Source organism: Pseudomonadales bacterium (assembly GCA_013215025.1).
Classification (GTDB): domain Bacteria; phylum Pseudomonadota; class Gammaproteobacteria; order Pseudomonadales; family DT-91; genus DT-91.
Window position 1 is genome coordinate 1 of record JABSRR010000145.1, and the last position, 16,192, is coordinate 16,192.

Annotated in this window: 18 protein-coding genes and 1 other RNA gene; 12 read left to right on the plus strand and 7 right to left on the minus strand. The window is 45.3% G+C overall.

All coding sequences use genetic code 11. The features are described 5' to 3' along the window. Positions 1-646, minus strand: a 646-nt coding sequence (locus tag HRU21_09625) for a trypsin-like peptidase domain-containing protein (protein ID NRA42548.1), incomplete at its 3' end; no start/stop codon positions are given. A gap of 91 nt (positions 647-737) precedes the next feature. Between HRU21_09625 and HRU21_09630 the strand changes: the two genes are divergently transcribed. Continuing rightward, positions 738-1,514 carry a Nif3-like dinuclear metal center hexameric protein gene (locus HRU21_09630; protein NRA42549.1) on the plus strand — a complete coding sequence of 259 codons (777 nt, stop codon included), beginning with the start codon at positions 738-740 and terminating at the stop codon, positions 1,512-1,514. A gap of 181 nt (positions 1,515-1,695) precedes the next feature. Here the strand turns inward: HRU21_09630 and HRU21_09635 are convergent, their stop codons facing one another. Beyond that, on the minus strand, positions 1,696-2,196 hold the full coding sequence (locus tag HRU21_09635) for a YhcB family protein (GenBank protein NRA42550.1): 501 nt from the start codon (positions 2,194-2,196) through the stop codon (positions 1,696-1,698). 197 nt (positions 2,197-2,393) lie between these two features. Here HRU21_09635 and HRU21_09640 point away from each other — a divergent pair, with 197 nt between their 5' ends. The 8 genes from HRU21_09640 to HRU21_09675 all read left to right on the plus strand — a co-directional run bounded on the left by HRU21_09640 (position 2,394) and on the right by HRU21_09675 (position 8,876). Continuing rightward, complete coding sequence (locus HRU21_09640; protein NRA42551.1) at positions 2,394-3,479, plus strand: cell division protein ZapE; 1,086 nt, start codon at positions 2,394-2,396, stop codon at positions 3,477-3,479. 178 nt (positions 3,480-3,657) lie between these two features. Continuing rightward, complete coding sequence (gene rplM / locus HRU21_09645) at positions 3,658-4,086, plus strand: 50S ribosomal protein L13 (protein ID NRA42552.1); 429 nt, start codon at positions 3,658-3,660, stop codon at positions 4,084-4,086. 15 nt (positions 4,087-4,101) lie between these two features. Beyond that, on the plus strand, positions 4,102-4,494 hold the full coding sequence (gene rpsI / locus HRU21_09650) for a 30S ribosomal protein S9 (protein ID NRA42553.1): 393 nt from the start codon (positions 4,102-4,104) through the stop codon (positions 4,492-4,494). A 170-nt stretch (positions 4,495-4,664) separates the two neighbouring features. Further along, positions 4,665-5,261 carry a ubiquinol-cytochrome c reductase iron-sulfur subunit gene (petA, locus tag HRU21_09655; protein NRA42554.1) on the plus strand — a complete coding sequence of 199 codons (597 nt, stop codon included), beginning with the start codon at positions 4,665-4,667 and terminating at the stop codon, positions 5,259-5,261. Continuing rightward, a complete protein-coding gene (locus HRU21_09660) occupies positions 5,261-6,598 on the plus strand; it encodes a cytochrome bc complex cytochrome b subunit (GenBank protein NRA42555.1) in 1,338 nt (445 codons plus the stop codon). The genes petA and HRU21_09660 overlap by 1 nt, the downstream gene beginning before the upstream one ends. A gap of 18 nt (positions 6,599-6,616) precedes the next feature. After that, a complete protein-coding gene (locus tag HRU21_09665; GenBank protein ID NRA42556.1) occupies positions 6,617-7,453 on the plus strand; it encodes a cytochrome c1 in 837 nt (278 codons plus the stop codon). Between the two features lie 143 nt (positions 7,454-7,596). Beyond that, complete coding sequence (locus HRU21_09670; GenBank protein NRA42557.1) at positions 7,597-8,244, plus strand: glutathione S-transferase N-terminal domain-containing protein; 648 nt, start codon at positions 7,597-7,599, stop codon at positions 8,242-8,244. Between the two features lie 119 nt (positions 8,245-8,363). Next, entirely contained in the window at positions 8,364-8,876 is a 513-nt protein-coding gene (locus HRU21_09675; GenBank protein ID NRA42558.1) for a ClpXP protease specificity-enhancing factor, read from the plus strand. 129 nt (positions 8,877-9,005) lie between these two features. Here the strand turns inward: HRU21_09675 and HRU21_09680 are convergent, their stop codons facing one another. Genes HRU21_09680 through HRU21_09695 form a run of 4 tightly spaced genes read right to left on the minus strand, consistent with a single transcriptional unit; the run spans position 9,006 to position 12,505 of the window. Next, a complete protein-coding gene (locus HRU21_09680) occupies positions 9,006-9,590 on the minus strand; it encodes a BON domain-containing protein (protein ID NRA42559.1) in 585 nt (194 codons plus the stop codon). Further along, the gene (locus HRU21_09685; protein ID NRA42560.1) at positions 9,583-10,149 is read right to left on the minus strand and encodes a hypothetical protein; all 567 of its coding nucleotides are present in this window, start codon (positions 10,147-10,149) and stop codon (positions 9,583-9,585) included. The genes HRU21_09680 and HRU21_09685 overlap by 8 nt, the downstream gene beginning before the upstream one ends. Positions 10,150-10,194: 45 nt before the next feature. After that, positions 10,195-10,614, minus strand: a complete 420-nt coding sequence (locus HRU21_09690) for a YraN family protein (protein ID NRA42561.1) — start codon at positions 10,612-10,614, stop codon at positions 10,195-10,197. A gap of 1 nt (position 10,615) precedes the next feature. Continuing rightward, positions 10,616-12,505, minus strand: coding sequence for a penicillin-binding protein activator (locus tag HRU21_09695; GenBank protein ID NRA42562.1), 1,890 nt, complete (start codon positions 12,503-12,505; stop codon positions 10,616-10,618). 25 nt (positions 12,506-12,530) lie between these two features. Here HRU21_09695 and rsmI point away from each other — a divergent pair, with 25 nt between their 5' ends. The 3 genes from rsmI to HRU21_09710 all read left to right on the plus strand — a co-directional run bounded on the left by rsmI (position 12,531) and on the right by HRU21_09710 (position 14,804). Next, complete coding sequence (rsmI, locus tag HRU21_09700) at positions 12,531-13,367, plus strand: 16S rRNA (cytidine(1402)-2'-O)-methyltransferase (protein NRA42563.1); 837 nt, start codon at positions 12,531-12,533, stop codon at positions 13,365-13,367. Positions 13,368-13,385: 18 nt separating this feature from the next. Next, positions 13,386-13,743: RNase P RNA component class A (gene rnpB, locus HRU21_09705), an RNA gene on the plus strand. A gap of 338 nt (positions 13,744-14,081) precedes the next feature. Further along, the gene (locus HRU21_09710) at positions 14,082-14,804 is read left to right on the plus strand and encodes an SDR family NAD(P)-dependent oxidoreductase (GenBank protein ID NRA42564.1); all 723 of its coding nucleotides are present in this window, start codon (positions 14,082-14,084) and stop codon (positions 14,802-14,804) included. Between the two features lie 26 nt (positions 14,805-14,830). On the opposite strand, the gene HRU21_09715 is transcribed toward HRU21_09710, so the two are convergent. Beyond that, entirely contained in the window at positions 14,831-16,120 is a 1,290-nt protein-coding gene (locus tag HRU21_09715; GenBank protein ID NRA42565.1) for a DUF1329 domain-containing protein, read from the minus strand. Positions 16,121-16,192 lie beyond the last annotated feature (72 nt).

The window sequence follows — 16,192 nt, forward strand, 5'->3', positions numbered from 1 at the left end:
TAAGCTGCCCTTGGCTGTCAATAAGTGCACCTCCTGAGCTGCCGGTATTTACTGCTGCGTCAGTCTGAATAAAATTCTCATAAGTATTGAGATTAAGCCCATAACGGCCTTTTGCAGAGATAATGCCTTGGGTAACGGTCTGGCCAAAGCCGAAAGGGTTACCTATGGCTAACACATTATCGCCAACGCGCATAATATCACTGTTGCCGATAGCTATTGATGGTAGATTAGTCATGTCTATTTTAAGAAGTGCTAGGTCGGTTGCTTCATCAATGCCTACAATGCTGGCTCTCATATGGCGCCCATCATGCAGCTGAACCTGAATTGCACTGGCCTGTTTAAGCACATGTAGGTTAGTCATGATTAAGCCGCTTGAGTCAACAATAACCCCAGAACCTAGACTGATGCCCTTACGTAATTGACGTTTACTTGAGGTGATGTTGCTTTGTTGGTTGGTGGGTATAGGGTTTATCGTGCTGGTAAAAATATTCACCACAGAAGGTGCTGCAGAAGCTGCTGCATCAGCCAAACTATCAGGCTCATGATGCGTCGAGAAAATGGCTGTAAACGGTTGCCAAGTAGCGGCCAAGATGCCGACTAAAAAGCCGAATCCGATTGCTAACAAAATGAATTTAAATTGATTCATATGCGTGTTTATTGTTTATCAGTTAGATCTGTGAATATACCATGATAGTTAAGCTTGTGAATGCTATTATCAATCACCTTATTGCTGAAAAATGGGAATTATAGACGTGTCGATCCATCGGGATGAGTTGTTAGCGTATTGTCATCAGACCCTATCGGTAAACGCTTTCAAAGATTATTGCCCCAACGGTTTGCAAGTTGAAGGCAAGGCGAATATACACCGTTTAGTCACTGGTGTGACCGCTTCGCAAGCGCTGATTGATGCTGCGATCAAGGCGAAAGCAGATGCGATCCTGGTGCATCATGGCTATTTCTGGCGAGGTGAGGCGGCACCATTAGTGGGTGTTAAGGCAAAACGCATTAAATCACTGCTGCAGCATGATATAAACCTCTTTGCCTATCATTTGCCGCTCGATGCACATCCCTCATTGGGCAATAATGCGCAACTGGCAGAGCGTTTAGGCTTTAGTGTAAGCGGTGGTCTAGATGATTCGCAACATCCTATCGGCTTGATTGGAGAGCCGCGCGGGGGGAAGTGCACCTTATCAGCATTGGCAGATGATATTCACACAGAGCTTGCCAGAGAACCGTTGGTGATTGGTGATCGAGATAGGCTTATTAGCAAAGTTGCATGGTGCACAGGCGCCGCACAATCGATGATTGAGACTGCCTTTGCGGCGGGCGCAGAGTGTTTTATTTCTGGTGAAATCTCAGAGCAAACTGTGCATCTTGCAAAGGAGCTGGGTATCGCTTACGTCAGTGCCGGTCATCATGCGACTGAGCGCTATGGTGCGATGGCCTTGGGCGAGCACTTATCGCGTCAATTTGGTTTAGCTGTTGAGTTTATCGATATCGATAATCCGGTGTAGCTATTGCTCAAAAAAGTGCTGTGCTTATGTCGAACGCTTTTTAATTCACTTCGGCTCGATTCACTTCTGCGTGTTTCACAACAGCCCAATGCATTAAAGCGCTGGCAAGTGGACAGGGTCGCTAGCGCTGCTGAATGATCGATCTTTCACCTCGATCATATCAGTAAAAAATAATGGCTCGTTAGCGAGAAATATCCACTGTCGACATGCTGGCGGTTTCGCTGGCGTTAGGTGTTCTGTCTGGTTCTTCAGAGTTAGTTTTAAGATCATAGCTCTCATCCAATACGCTTTTATCAAACGGGCTGGTTTTCGGGGCATAATCTAACGGTGCTTGCAAGTTGTCAGGTAGCTCGTTGACTTCAATTGCGTCAACCTCTGGCAGTTTCTTTATCAGTGGTCCACTGCTGCTGTCGGGCGATAATTTCTCCGCACCCATCGCCAGATGGTTGTGCACATCGCGATAGTTTTCGGCGAGGCCGCGCAGCAGGCCTGCGGTTTCGACAAAATGTTGTCGAACCTCTTGTTGGTAGTGTTTGATTTCATCTTGCTTATCATGCAAGTGTTTTTCTAGTTCACGGGTTTTATTTTGATCGCTAGAGAAGCGACCGAAAACTAGGCCGCCAAATACAGCGCCAATGCCAAAGCCGATAACTGCGGCAATGAATACGGCGGATATGTCCATAAATGATCCCATCATTTGTTGTGGTTACGCTTAAATAATTATGCGAGCGAAAAGTTATTTGGGCAAGTGAAAAACAGGCGACTTATCTTGTTCCAGTGTCTATTGACCGCTACGGCAATTGCCTAGGGCTGTCAATTTCAGTAAAGTACTGCGCAAAATCCTGCATATCGCAGACGATGTTGTATTTTGAGGTAGCTATGTCGCCGTTGGAACACTATCAAAATGATTTGAAAAAACCTAATTTCGTTGCAGATAGTGCACAACGCCTGGCAGTTGAAAAGCTACAACAAGTCTATGAAGCCTTGCTGCAAGAGCCAGAGAAGGCAAGTTTCCTGAGCAAACTCTTCAGTAAAAAGCCGGCTAAGGCTGTGCAGGGCTTATATTTTTGGGGAGGTGTAGGGCGTGGTAAAACCTATCTGATGGATGTTTTCTTTGACAGCCTTCCGTTCGAGCAAAAAATGCGTTCGCATTTTCATCGCTTTATGCAGTTTGTACACCAGCAGCTGCGTGATTTAGACGGGCAAAAAAATCCACTCGATATTATTGCGCGTGATATTGCCAGCAAACATCGGGTGATCTGCTTCGATGAGTTTTTTGTTACCGATATCACCGATGCGATGATACTTGGTGGACTGTTTGAGCAGTTATTCGAGCTGGGTGTGACGTTAATCGCCACCTCCAATATTGTGCCTGACAAGCTTTATGAGAATGGCTTACAGCGACAGCGATTCTTACCCGCGATTGCGCAACTGAAGCTGCACTGTGAGGTTGTAAATGTTGATGGTGGTACTGATTATCGATTGCGCACGCTAGAGCAGGCAGATTTATACCATTGGCCTCTGGACGACACCGCGGATATATCACTGCAGGAAAGCTTTTACCGCCTGGCACCGCATGCGCCCGAGGTGGCTGTAAAGCTTGAAATTAATAAACGCCAGTTTGCGACTCGCCTACTGGCGGATGACGTAGTTTGGTTTGATTTTGCCGAGTTATGCGATGGCCCGCGCAGCCAAAATGACTACATCGAGATTGCACGTGAGTTTCATGCCGTGGTGTTATCTAATGTGCCGCAACTTGGGCGCGAAACAGACGATCAAACGCGACGTTTTATTAATCTTGTCGATGAGTTTTATGACCGCAATGTAAAGCTAGTTATATCTGCGGCTTGTTCAATCGATGAGCTTTATCGTGGCGGTGGATTAAACTTTGAAATAGAGCGCACGAAAAGCCGCTTACTTGAAATGCAGTCAAAACAATACCTGGCCTCGGAGCATCGCGCATGAGGACAGTGTCTGCTGCGGGGCTAGATGACATATGCGGTGAAAAGACGGGCAAGCTGTGTCTGTGAGTACTTACTAACATCTCAAATATATTTTTAAAATTGCTTGAACTTCGCAACTCAGTTCTATAGTATTCGCCGTCCTTGTTATGTGCGCTATTTATTTTTTTGGGTAGATAGATATGAAAACCTACAGTGCTAAACCAAATGCTGTTGAGCAAGAGTGGTTCATTGTTGATGCCGAAGGCAAAACATTGGGTCGTCTAGCATCTGAAATTGCTCACCGTTTACGTGGTAAACATAAGCCAGAGTACACACCTCATGTGGATACTGGCGATTATATTGTTGTTATTAACGCTGAAAAAATTCACGTTACCGGCAACAAAGCTAAAGATAAAATGTACTACAAGCACACAGGCTATGTTGGTAACTTGAAGTCGATTTCATTCGAAAAGTTAATCGATAAAGCACCTGAGCGTGTTCTACAAACAGCGGTTAAAGGCATGCTGCCAAAAAACCCGCTTGGTCGTAAAATGTTTTCAAAGCTGAAAGTCTACGCGGGTGAAGCACATCCGCATGCGGCACAACAGCCTAAAGAACTGAATATTTAACGGAAGGCTTGAGATATGTCTAGCACACAATACTACGGTACTGGTCGTCGCAAAACGTCAACCGCGCGTGTATTCTTAACTGCAGGTGAAGGTAATATTACCATCAACAAGCGTTCTATCGATGAATACTTCGGTCGTGAAGTTGCACGTATGATCGTACGTCAGCCACTTGAAACTGTTGAAATGACAGATAAATTTGATATCAACGTAACCGTTAAGGGCGGTGGTAGCTTTGGCCAGGCCGGCGCTATCCGTCACGGCCTTACCCGTGCACTCATGGAATACGATGAGTCATTTCGTGGCGCCCTTCGCGCTGCTGGCTACGTTACGCGTGATTCACGTGAAGTTGAACGTAAGAAAGTGGGTCTGCGTAAAGCACGTAAAAAGCCACAATTTTCAAAACGTTAATCGATTTTTACGATTTCTCAAAACCCAGCTTAAGCTGGGTTTTTTTTGCGCCAAAATCGGCCTTGCATTGGGCGGTAATTACCTTGTGCTGGGCAGGGTTTTTCATTAAAATATGCGCGCTTTTTCTAGAAGAATTAATGGCCTTTTTGGCCCCTACGGGAGATTACCGAATGAGCAATGACGGAGTGAACACGTCGCGCCGCCGCTTTTTAGCGACAGCAACCGCAGCGATGGGTGCCGCCGGTGCTGCAGGCGTTGCAGTGCCTTTTTTGGGTTCTTGGCAGCCTAGCGCCAAAGCAAAAGCTGCTGGTGCACCGGTAAAAGCTGATTTAAGCAAGCTTAAATTAGGCGAGATGGTGACAGTCGAATGGCGAGGTAAGCCAGTTTATATTGTTTACCGTACTAATGAACAATTAGAGACACTACCTACCTTAAATGACGTGCTGAAAGATCCAGAATCTGTTACTGCTAATCAACCAAGCAATGTTGAAGGTGATCTCCGCTCTAGCAGCGCTAAACCTGCTTACGGTATCTTTGTTGGCCTTTGTACGCACCTCGGCTGTGCGCCAAAATTTCGTCCCGATGTTGCGCCTGCTGACTTAGGCGCAGATTGGAAAGGTGGCTTCTTTTGCCCCTGTCACGGTTCAAAATTTGACCTAGCGGGCCGCGTTTATAAGGGTGTTCCTGCCTCTCAGAATCTTGAAATCCCGCCATTTACTATGAATGGCGACATTATTACCATCGGTGAAGATGGAGGTGCTGCATAATGGATAAAGTGATTCAACTACGCGACTGGGTAGATGCAAGGCTACCTATCATGCGCGCATGGGATACCCATATGGGTGGATACTATGCGCCGAAAAACTTTAACTTTTGGTATTTCTTTGGTGTTTTATCCTTACTTGTACTGGTTAACCAACTGTTAACCGGTATTTGGTTAACCATGATGTATGCGCCAACGGCAGAAGACGCTTTTGCTTCTGTTGAGTATATTATGCGCGATGTCGATTATGGCTGGATCATCCGCTATATGCACTCTACCGGCGCTTCTGCATTTTTTGCAGTGGTTTATTTACATATGTTCCGTGCCTTACTTTATGGATCGTACCGTCAGCCACGTGAGTTAGTATGGATTTTTGGCTTCTTTATTTTCGCCGCTTTGATGGCTGAGGCATTCTTGGGTTACGTTTTACCTTGGGGGCAAATGTCATACTGGGGTGCTCAGGTAATTGTGTCGCTATTCTCAGCAATCCCGGTAATTGGTGATCCGCTGGTAGAGTGGATTCGAGGCGATTATTTGATTTCTGGAGCTACACTGAATCGTTTCTTCGCACTGCACGTGGTTGCTATCCCATTAATTTTGGTGGCCCTGGTTGTGCTGCATTTATTGGCCCTGCATGAAGTAGGCTCAAATAACCCTGACGGTGTAGACATCAAAAAACACAAAGATGAAAACGGTATCCCACTAGATGGTGTTGCGTTTCATCCATTTTATACCGTGCATGATATTGTCGGTATTGTTGGCTTCTTAATTATCTTTGTTGCAATCATCTTTTTTGCACCCGAAATGGGCGGCTTCTTTTTAGAGTACCCCAACTTCGAAGAAGCGAATGCTCTGAAAACGCCTGAGCACATTGCGCCTGTATGGTATTACACGCCATTTTATTCGGTACTGCGCGCGGTGCCGGATAAATTATTGGGCTTTATCGCATTTGGCTCCTCGGTGGTGATTATTGCCTTCTTGCCGTGGCTTGATCGTAGTCCAGTGAAGTCGATTCGCTACAAAGGTAATTTTACCAAAGGCTTCTTATTGGTATTTGTCGCGGCATTCTTAATTTTGGGTTATCTCGGCGTAAAAGCACCTAATCCAGAGCGCACTGTATTGTCACAAATTTGTACCGTTATTTATTTTGCTTTCTTCCTTACTATGCCAATTTGGTCGGCCATGGATAAAACTAAACCTGTGCCAGATCGAGTGACAATGGATGGTGGTATTGGTTGGTTAGGCACTATTGTTGGTGCGGTTATTGTTGCTGTGCTAACAGTCGTACCGATTTGGATTACAGAAACCTTGCACGCTATCAACGCTGCGACAGCGCATTAAGATAAGGGTATCGATAGAATGAAAACAATATTGAATGCAGTTCGTCTAGCCACGGCGAGCCTCTTAATGGGTTGTGCTGCGCAAGTTTTTGCTGCTGGTGGGCCGGGTATCGAACTGTTCGATTTTGAGCCTAACCTAAAAGATAAGGCAGGTTTACAGCAGGGTGCACAATTATATGTGAACTACTGTCTGGGTTGTCACGCTATGAAGTATAAGCGTTATAATCGAATCGCTAAAGATTTAGAGATTCCTGACGAGTTAGTTACGCAATACCTGATTTTTGATGATAAAAAAATCGGTAGTCACATGACCAATCCAGTCAGCCCTAAGCTGCAAAAGAAATGGTTTGGCGCTGCACCACCTGACTTAACGTTAGTTGCGCGTGCTCGCGGTGAGCAGTGGTTATACACGTATTTAAAAACCTTTTATGTTGATGAGTCACGTCCTTATGGCGTCAACAATTTAGTTTTTAAAGATGTGGGTATGCCGAATGTTTTAGTTGACTTGCAAGGTGATCAAAGCTGTCAGCCTGCTTATGCGGTTGCTGCTAACGGTGGTCAAAAGCGTGATGATGTAACAAATGAGCCGATGTTAGATGCAGGCAAGCCTTGTCAGCGCGTCGAGCACGTTGAAGGCACAGGCTCAATGACTGAAGCCGAGTTTGATCAAGCGATAACTGATTTAGTAAGCTTCATGGTGTATGCGGCAGAGCCGACTAAGCTACATGATCGTTCTTTCTTAGGTTTTGACCTGAATCAGCGTGAGGTTATTGGTGTTTACGCGATTTTGTTCTTATTAGTATTTGGTATTTTTGCGGCATTATTAAACCGCGAATACTGGAAAGATATTCACTAACAAGTTGCATATTCAAGCAGGCCTGTGGTGCAGCATTGCTATTGCTTTCACCACAGGCCTTTGTTTTATTAATTCTATTGCTTTTCAAGCATAAACAAGGATGATTGTGAGTTTAGGGATGAATCATTATAAAGAGGTGTTCAATGGGTGTTGTTGCTAAGCGTTCTTCAATGACGTTTTATTCAGATAATATGAGTCACTACAGCCATCGTGTGCGGATTGTGTTGGCTGAAAAAGGTGTGACAGTCGAGATTGTCGATGCTAGTGGAGATAATAAGCCGGAAGATCTTGCGCAGATTAATCCGTACAACAGCCTACCGACGCTGGTCGACCGTGATTTAGTATTATATGAATCAAAAATAATGATGGAATACTTAGATGAGCGTTTTCCTCATCCGCCATTACTCCCTGTGTATCCAGTTGCACGTGCGGAAAGCCGTTTATTGGTGCATCGTATTGAACGCGACTGGTCGATTCTGGTTGATGCTATCGAGGCCGATGAAAGCAAAAAAGCCATTGATGCTGCGCGTAAGGCATTAAAAGAAAGCTTGGTTGCAGTGGCGCCAATTTTTGCTGAAAAACCATATTTTATGAGCGAAGAGTTCACCATTGTTGATTGCTGCATGGCGCCAATTTTATGGCGTTTACCCGTTTTAGGCATCGAAATTCCTAAGAAGAAACAAACGAAACCGTTGTTTGAATATATGGAACGCCTGTTTGAGCGCGAATCATTCAAAGAGAGCCTGTCTGAACAAGAAAAAGATATGGTGTTGTTGGCACAGCAAGGCTAAATTTGGCAGGAATTCTCGATTGAAAAAGCTTTGTTTAGAACAAAGCTTTTTTTTTGACCGTGTTTTTCTCGCTGCCTGCGTTGGTATGCTAACATTAGCCTAAATAGAGCGGAATATATATGTCACCTTCCAGACCGTATTTTGTCGAAGCCATCTTTAATTGGATTCTAGATAATGAGCTTACCCCTTTCTTAAGCGTGCACGCTGATTTCCCTGGTACTTTAGTGCCGCAGGCTTATGTGGAAGACGGTCAAATTACGCTAAATATCTCGCCATCTGCCGTCAATCAGTTTTTTATGGATAAGCAGGCAATAAGCTTTAGCGCGCGCTTTAGCGGAATTGCACAGGAAATTTATATTCCGATGGGCGCAATAGTGGGTTTGTATGCGCGTGAAAATGGGCACGGCATGGCGTTTCCTGATGAACCTTTCTATTTGCAACAGGTTGAAGAGGCGGAGCAATCTGATTCTGCAGTTGACAGCGCAGATGCTCGATCTGACTCAAGTCTAGCCCCAGTTAGCCAAGTTGATAACGAGCATTCTGTTGATCATGCGAGTGACGAAAGCACTGATGCCGCGGGCAACAAAAAAGGCTCGGCCAAGAGCCGATCGCATCTTACGGTCATCAAGTAATGTAATTATTCCTTAACGGCAATGCCAATTCGGCTGTTATTGGTTAGGTCTGGCCTGGCTTTGCCTGATCTAGCTTGGCCTTAGCATCAAGCGTGTCATTGTCGAAAGCCTCAGCGATTATTAGCTGAGCTAATCGGTTTGGTTATCAATATATTCAAATACTTTTACGATCTTAGTCAGGCCTGACACATTCTGCAAAGCTGTGACAGCGCGCGCCGCTTCTTCTTGAGTGACTAGCCCCATTAAGTAGGCACTGCCGTTTTCAACCACACACTCGATTCGGCTAGCATCTACGCCATCGGTAAATATCAGGGTGCGACTTATTTTAGTGGCAAGATAGCTATCATTAAGCTGGGCTAAGAAACTGAGCACGCCGATAACTTCCAGTTCATTATGAACCCGCTTCACGTGACGAATTTTACTCGCTTGACGTGATATCTGGTTTTTTTCAGCCTCAGTTGACACTTGACCGGTAATCAGCAGCACACGGTTAAAGGCTTTCGCATGAATCTGGTTGTTTTCGCTGTTCGCACTCAGCTTGTCAAAGCTGGCTAAAGCTTTAGCTTCGATAGTATTATCTTCAACTTGTGTGCCTAAGGTTCGCTTACCATAGTCTTCTTGAATATCACCAGCTGAGTTTGCTGCTATTAAGCTACAGCCAGATAAGCTTATATAAAGCCATATGAGGCCTACAGTGAGTAATGATTTATTCATGAATGTTTGCACCAAAAAGGCTGATTTCGGCTAACTCAACTAACAAGTGCGTCAAGCTTATTTGTAATTGCAATAAGTTGTTTGCGGTCATGCTGGGAATGATAATTTGACTACTGGATTGATCAAGTAACTTGGTAATGCTGCCATTTGGTCCTATGTATAGGCAGCTTATCATATTGTTTTGGCTTAGCTCAGCAAGAGCAAGCAGAGGCTTTTCTTCACCGCTGGATGAGAATATTACCAACATGTCTTCATGTTTGAGCATATGAGCTAAAGCCTGCGCATAGCTATCGATAGTTTGTGCATGGCCAAACTGATTGCTGTTTAAAAATACACTGGGAAGACTGGGGCGCTGTTGAGAGTGTAAGTTGAGCAGTAAGCGATTTAACTCAAAGCCTGCTGCAAAAGCCTGGTCGCTACTCACCCCAAATACGCAGCCCTGTCCTAGCTTACTGGCTAACAAAGTTGCTGCCTCAGCGATCATTGGAGTTAACGATTCAGTGTTTATCGCAGCGGTATCTATCTGGCGATTAAAATGATTTACGATATATTCAAACACGATAATGTCTTTAGTTTACTGATGAGATAGATAGAGTCAGGCAGATTAAAAACCGTTTTTAATCCACTGTAATCCATAGTTTTGTTGCTTGGCCTGAATAATGAACAGCTGGTTGATTTTCTCCCTGGCAAAAGATGTAAGTGGTTGAATGCCAATAATATCAAATCTGGCCGCTTGATCAGAGCATTGATTGGACTGCATCCAATAATTTGCGGTTTTGTAGAGCTTTGCTTGTTTTTTTGCATCAACACTGGCAATTGCGCTGCCTTTCTTGCTGTTACTGCGATATCGTACCTCGACGAACACTATTTGATTATCCTCTTGCATGATCAGGTCAATTTCGCCAAATCGACTATGAGCGTTTCTTGCTCGTAATTGCAAGCCTTGTGCCAGCAGAAAATCTAAAGCCTGTTGTTCAAAAAAAATACCTATCGATTGTCTGCGATGAAGAAACGATAACGGCATATTAAGGTGGCGTGATGAATTTTTTTTCAAATGTCCTGCCAAGATCGGAGTTCAGCGCTTGCACAAACCCTGATCGGAAATAGGCATATTCCATATCCCGTTCAATATGCATATCCTTCAGATGCAGTACTCCGGTATAGCCTTGAATTTGACCATTTTTTTGTTCAGACAAAATGACATAACGCTCAGCAATGCTTAAGGCATCCTGGCCAAAACCAAACATTCTCAGCAGTGGTGACTGTTGATAATTTTCAGGTATAGCTTGATTGTCGCCAATGGCTATTGGCATATCAGTAAAAATAATACCGCGTAAGTCATTATCAATGGTTTTATCAGGATAGCCTCGATATATGCTTGAAGTTGCATACATGCCCACATTGCTAGCATAGTAAAAAGCAAGAAGTGGGCGAATAGATGCGCTGGCAGAGGGCTTGCTTAACATTAAAATGCCATCAATGTCTTGCCGCCTGCGCGCTTCAGTCTCTATATCACTGCCTAATAACCATTTAACTTTTTGGATACGCTTATTGCTTTGGTCAATATTGAGAGCCTGTTTAACCGTGTCTGCCTGATCAGTCTGGTTTTCAAAAAAATAGCTACCTAACACCTGCATTTGTTGTTGTGCGCCGAGCTGACGAAAATAGGCAGTATTTTGCTCGCTCCAGCTTGCTTGCTCTGCAAGCGTGATCACGCGTTTGACATGGTGTTTCTTCATTAACTTAACGATAGCGCGTATATCATCTTGTTTTGATAGGCTGAATTCGATCAAACCTAATGGTGGAATGCCTGCCGTGTCGGTTTTATTCAGTGCCAGTGTCGGCACGGGTAATTTGTCAAACTGGTACAGTGCGTTAACCTGTTCTTTTAATAGTGGGCCGATAATCCAGTCTGCACCTTGATCGACAACACTTTGGTAAATAGATAAAAAATTATCGTTAGGATTGGCAGAGTAGAAGCTGATGGAAGGCTTGTATGGGTTGCCATAAAAGTTAGCCATAATGCCGTCTCGAATTGCCTGTCCAACTGCGGCATATTTTCCATCGAGCGGAAGAATTACTGCGATTTGTTTTGGTCGTTGATTAGCAGCTTGACGGATGAGTGCTATGTCTGACGGTGGGTATACCCTTGCTGCATGGTTAGGGTAGCGAGATTGCCAGCTATCAATTTGCTGAATTTGTCGGTCTAAACCTGCCAAACTATGCATGCTGTATAAATTGAGTCGAATCCAGGCAGCAGTCTCGGGGTCAAGAGTTGGTTGCAGTAAGGCTTGTTCTAAAGTTATTTTTTCTGCTTGATTGAGGGCCTGCCAAATCTCTGCATGATTTTTAAGATAGTCTGAATTATCGCTGCTGTTTAACATTGCAACATCTAGCGCGGCATTTCCTTGCCAGGCTTTAGCAGCTTTGACACGAGATTCTGCCGCTGCTAGCCATTGTAATTCTTGGGAGTAAAGGGAGGACTGTAGTTGCCAAAACTGAAATTGTTGTTGCGCTGGCAAGTAGCGCAAGTTTTGATGCAGCGAGCGGCGCTGACTTAAGGCAATCGCAACCGTAAGATCGAGAGCGTTTTGCTGAGCAGCGGCAAGCTGTTGACTGGCTGCTTGTTCTAAAATAACTTCAGTCCAAGCCATATACGCTAGGTCGGCTGCTTGCGTGTTTCCGCTGTCTTGCCCACTGCGTAGTTTTAATAGTTGCTGTTGTGCTAATACATAATTGCCATTGCTTGCATTGGCCCAGGCTTGTTGGGCTTGGCTGCTGGTTTGCTCTGGATTTACCACGCTAGCTGTATTGCTGCTGGCTTTCTCAGAGGTGCTGGAGCATCCATAGAGATAACATGATAAGATGATGCAAAACCACTGCACGAGGTAACGTGTAGTTGAACTCTTATTCATATGATTAAATTTGCTGAAAGTCATCATGTCGTCAACACTATATATTGTTGCTACGCCGATTGGCAACCTAGCCGATATTTCCCTGCGCGCGATCGAGATTTTAAAATCTGTTGATTGTATCGCAGCTGAAGATACCCGTCATAGCAAAAAATTACTTTCCCATCATGGCGTGCAAACACGCCTGATAAGCTATCATGAATTTGGCGGTGATCAGCAGCTAGAACAGTTGATGCAGATGTTGCAGCAGGGTAGTGACATTGCGCTAATCTCAGACGCGGGTACGCCATTAATTTCTGATCCGGGCTACCGTTTAGTGACTGCGGCGCACGAGGCAAATATGACAGTCAGGCCGATTCCAGGTGCCAGTGCTTTAACAGCTGCATTATCGGTTTGCGGTATTGCCACAGATCAATTCACCTTTGCCGGATTTTTACCGGCTAAATCAAATGCACGTCGTGAAAAGTTGTCGCAGTATATTGAAGCTTCACCGACGGCAGTATTTTATGAGGCGCCGCATCGCTTGCTCGCTTGTCTGCAGGATATGCTCGCTTTATACGGCCCTTTGCGGCAGGTCTGTCTGCTGCGCGAGCTAACGAAAACATTTGAAACCGTGGCCTTGCTTCCGCTGGCTGATTTGATTGCATGGGTTGAGGCAGACAGTCATCAGCAGCGCGGTGAAATTGTATTGGTGCTATCGCCCGTTAAAGCTCAAGCGCATCAGCTTGATAGCGCATTGATCAATCTCGCTCAAGAGCTTAGCACGCATATGCCAGCAAAAGTTGCTTGTAAGGCTATCGCTTCGCACTTAAAGGTGTCGAAAAAAACGCTCTATGATCAGTTGTTAAGCTTGAAATCTGACTAGTATGCTCTAACATTATGCGCTGTTAACCAGACAGTCGCCGCTATTCACCTTTTCGTGGATGGGGGAGGAAAGTCCGGGCTCCATAGGGTAGAGTGCCAGGTAACGCCTGGGGGGTGAAAGCCCACGGAAAGTGCAGCAGAGAGTAGACCGCCTAAGCAGTTTTCTGCCGGTAAGGGTGAAACGGTGCGGTAAGAGCGCACCGCGTAATAGGTAACTATTGCGGCGATGGTAAACCCCACTCGGAGCAAGACCAAATAGAAATCCGATACGTGTGACCCGCACGGGATTTGGGTAGGTCGCTTGAGTCAGTGAGCGATTGCTGACCTAGATGAATGGCTGTCCAAGACAGAACCCGGCTTATCGGTTAACTGCCATGGCCCATGATGACGGATGTTGTCATGGGCCTCCATTTCCTTTATTACTTTTCGCTTGCTGCTTTTCTATTACTGATTTTCTATTACTGATTTTCCGGTCTCTGATTCTCCAGTCTCTGATCTCTCTTGTTGTTTATTGCTTTATTAGGTCTATGTCTTTTTTAAGTCCATTCCTGGTTCAGGCTTTTCTTGTATGGCGCTGCTTTTATTATGTTTACGTTTGTGCTTTGTTGTTGCTGATTGAGCTGAACGTTTTATCTTTATTCCTGACCTCGCCAGCCATAAAGTAAACGTAATGGTCGACTCTCGCGTAAAATGACTATTTAACGGAAATCAAATCATGGCTAAAACAGTGCTTGTTATTGGTGCCAGCAGTGCGATCGCCCAAGCTATTATTGAGGCGCAGCAGGCGTGCGATAATGTTTATGCTATTAGTCGCAGTGACTGCCCTGGTTCGCTGGCACAGCCTAAGGCGAATCTCAGCTGGCAAATCAGTGATTATACTGAAGCCGCGATTTCTAACGCTGTGGCGGAGCTGCTTGAACGTGACGTTCAACTGGATCAGCTGTTTATTTGTAACGGTATCTTACATAATCAGTCTCTCATGCCTGAAAAAAGGGTTGAGAACTTTTCGCTTGATGCTTACCAGCATGTGTTTCAGGCCAATGCGCTGGTGCCAATGTTGTGGTTAAAGTCACTTAAAAAGCTACTCACGCGTTCTGCTACGACACAGGTGGTCGTGTTTTCTGCCAGAGTTGGCAGTATTTCAGATAACCGCTTAGGTGGTTGGTACAGTTACCGAAGCTCGAAAGCGGCATTGAATATGTTTATTCGCAATATTGCGATTGAGTATGGCCGCCTCGCCAAAGGCCTTCAATTTATTGCATTTCATCCAGGCACGACGGATACGCCGTTATCAAAGCCGTTTCAAAAAAATGTAGCTAGCGATAAATTATTTCAGCCGAAGTTCGTTGCAGATCGACTGTTGCAAATCTTAGCGGAATTGGAGGAAGGCTCTGAGGCGAAGTTTCTAGACTGGCAAGGAAAAGAGGTGGCATGGTAGTGCCACCTTCGAAGTGCTGAGTGTTCTTACTTACCCATTTTTCGTAAATTTGCTGGGCTGTAGTAATTTTCACCCTTAGGGGCGGCAAGATAATTAGGCAGCTTGGTATTGTTAATCAAACGCATTGCCACATAAGCGTCAGATTGCAGATCGTGAAATACTTGCGCTCTTGCAATATAGCCTTTGACCGAGAAATCATAAACTGTGTTAAGAATACCGACACGCCATAGCTCGCCTCGGCCATCGTAGCTTTCAAGTAGCGCGATCTGCCAGCTGTCCTCGTCAATATAGAAGCGGCGTTTAGCATATATGTGGCGTTGGCCAGACTTTAAGCTTGCCTCGACTACCCAAACACGATGAAGTTCGTAACGCATATGCTCAGGATTAGGGTGGTGTTTGGTTAAAAGCTGCTCTTGGCTTAACTCAGGATCGTCAAAATCATAGTTATGATAAGGGATATAGACTTCTTTTTTGCCTAAAAGCTCCCAATCAAATCTGACTAAGGCGCCATTAAAGCCTAATGAGTCATCTACCGTAACTAAGCCGCCGGGGCCATCTGGTGTGTCGAAACCAACGGTTGGTGCACGGCGCACTCGCCTGGCACCGGGTATGTATACCCAAGCTTTGCGTTCATTTCTAACCTGATCAAGCGCTTCATGCACAATGGTCATTTGCCCTTTTTGTCGCCTAGGCTCATCGATAGTCACATGAATGAGTCCGGCATTGGTACCGATAGCTTCATCCGTTGTGCCGATTTCGTTGCCTGCATAAGAGAACGGGAACTCAGATACCATGACCTGACGACGCAACTGTGATTTTCCATCAGGGTAAACTGCAATGTCCTCCATCGAGCCGACCAGTGTTGGATGAGGGTGCACAATGCGTGCATTCCAGATTGCCTCAGCACCGCTGCGAGGAAACGGGAAGGGAATGGCGCCGGTATAGTTTTGCATACCATCAATGCCGTTAACTAATTTGGTGCGACTGGCATTCCATTTGGTTCGATCGAGAACTTTTTTATCAGGTCTGCCATCTCGATGGGTTGGGTAAACCGGCATCTTAAAGGTGCTTGGGTACTTTTTGAATAGGGCGATCTGTCCTTCGCTGAGACGATTAGCATATTCGCTGTAGTTATCTGCGGTAATGGTAAATAAAGCAGCTTCCTCACCATAAGGGTTAGGGTGTTCTTTACCATAGCGGTTATAACCCATGCGGCCAGATGAGCCACGCAATGTGCCTGACCATGCGGGAATACTGCCATCGGCGTTTCCGGCTTTGATCGCGCCGAGCCCAGTATAAGTGACAGAGTCAAGCAAGCTTGGCGCTTTGCTGCGGCTAACCCGCGGCGCGGATTTGAGAGCATTTGCAGTGCTTTTGCTGACTTGAGC

What these genes read in the sequence shown, in the direction of transcription:
- HRU21_09695 (NRA42562.1), bottom strand. Translation starts at nt 12,505, where the DNA reads ATGAATAAGAGTTCAACTACACGTTACCTCGTGCAGTGGTTTTGCATC.
- HRU21_09710 (NRA42564.1), top strand. Translation starts at nt 14,082, where the DNA reads ATGGCTAAAACAGTGCTTGTTATTGGTGCCAGCAGTGCGATCGCCCAA.
- petA (NRA42554.1), top strand. Translation starts at nt 4,665, where the DNA reads ATGAGCAATGACGGAGTGAACACGTCGCGCCGCCGCTTTTTAGCGACA.
- HRU21_09640 (NRA42551.1), top strand. Translation starts at nt 2,394, where the DNA reads ATGTCGCCGTTGGAACACTATCAAAATGATTTGAAAAAACCTAATTTC.
- HRU21_09635 (NRA42550.1), bottom strand. Translation starts at nt 2,196, where the DNA reads ATGGACATATCCGCCGTATTCATTGCCGCAGTTATCGGCTTTGGCATT.
- rplM (NRA42552.1), top strand. Translation starts at nt 3,658, where the DNA reads ATGAAAACCTACAGTGCTAAACCAAATGCTGTTGAGCAAGAGTGGTTC.
- HRU21_09675 (NRA42558.1), top strand. Translation starts at nt 8,364, where the DNA reads ATGTCACCTTCCAGACCGTATTTTGTCGAAGCCATCTTTAATTGGATT.
- rpsI (NRA42553.1), top strand. Translation starts at nt 4,102, where the DNA reads ATGTCTAGCACACAATACTACGGTACTGGTCGTCGCAAAACGTCAACC.
- HRU21_09670 (NRA42557.1), top strand. Translation starts at nt 7,597, where the DNA reads ATGGGTGTTGTTGCTAAGCGTTCTTCAATGACGTTTTATTCAGATAAT.
- HRU21_09680 (NRA42559.1), bottom strand. Translation starts at nt 9,590, where the DNA reads ATGAATAAATCATTACTCACTGTAGGCCTCATATGGCTTTATATAAGC.
- HRU21_09660 (NRA42555.1), top strand. Translation starts at nt 5,261, where the DNA reads ATGGATAAAGTGATTCAACTACGCGACTGGGTAGATGCAAGGCTACCT.
- rsmI (NRA42563.1), top strand. Translation starts at nt 12,531, where the DNA reads ATGTCGTCAACACTATATATTGTTGCTACGCCGATTGGCAACCTAGCC.
- HRU21_09690 (NRA42561.1), bottom strand. Translation starts at nt 10,614, where the DNA reads ATGCCGTTATCGTTTCTTCATCGCAGACAATCGATAGGTATTTTTTTT.
- HRU21_09630 (NRA42549.1), top strand. Translation starts at nt 738, where the DNA reads ATGGGAATTATAGACGTGTCGATCCATCGGGATGAGTTGTTAGCGTAT.
- HRU21_09665 (NRA42556.1), top strand. Translation starts at nt 6,617, where the DNA reads ATGAAAACAATATTGAATGCAGTTCGTCTAGCCACGGCGAGCCTCTTA.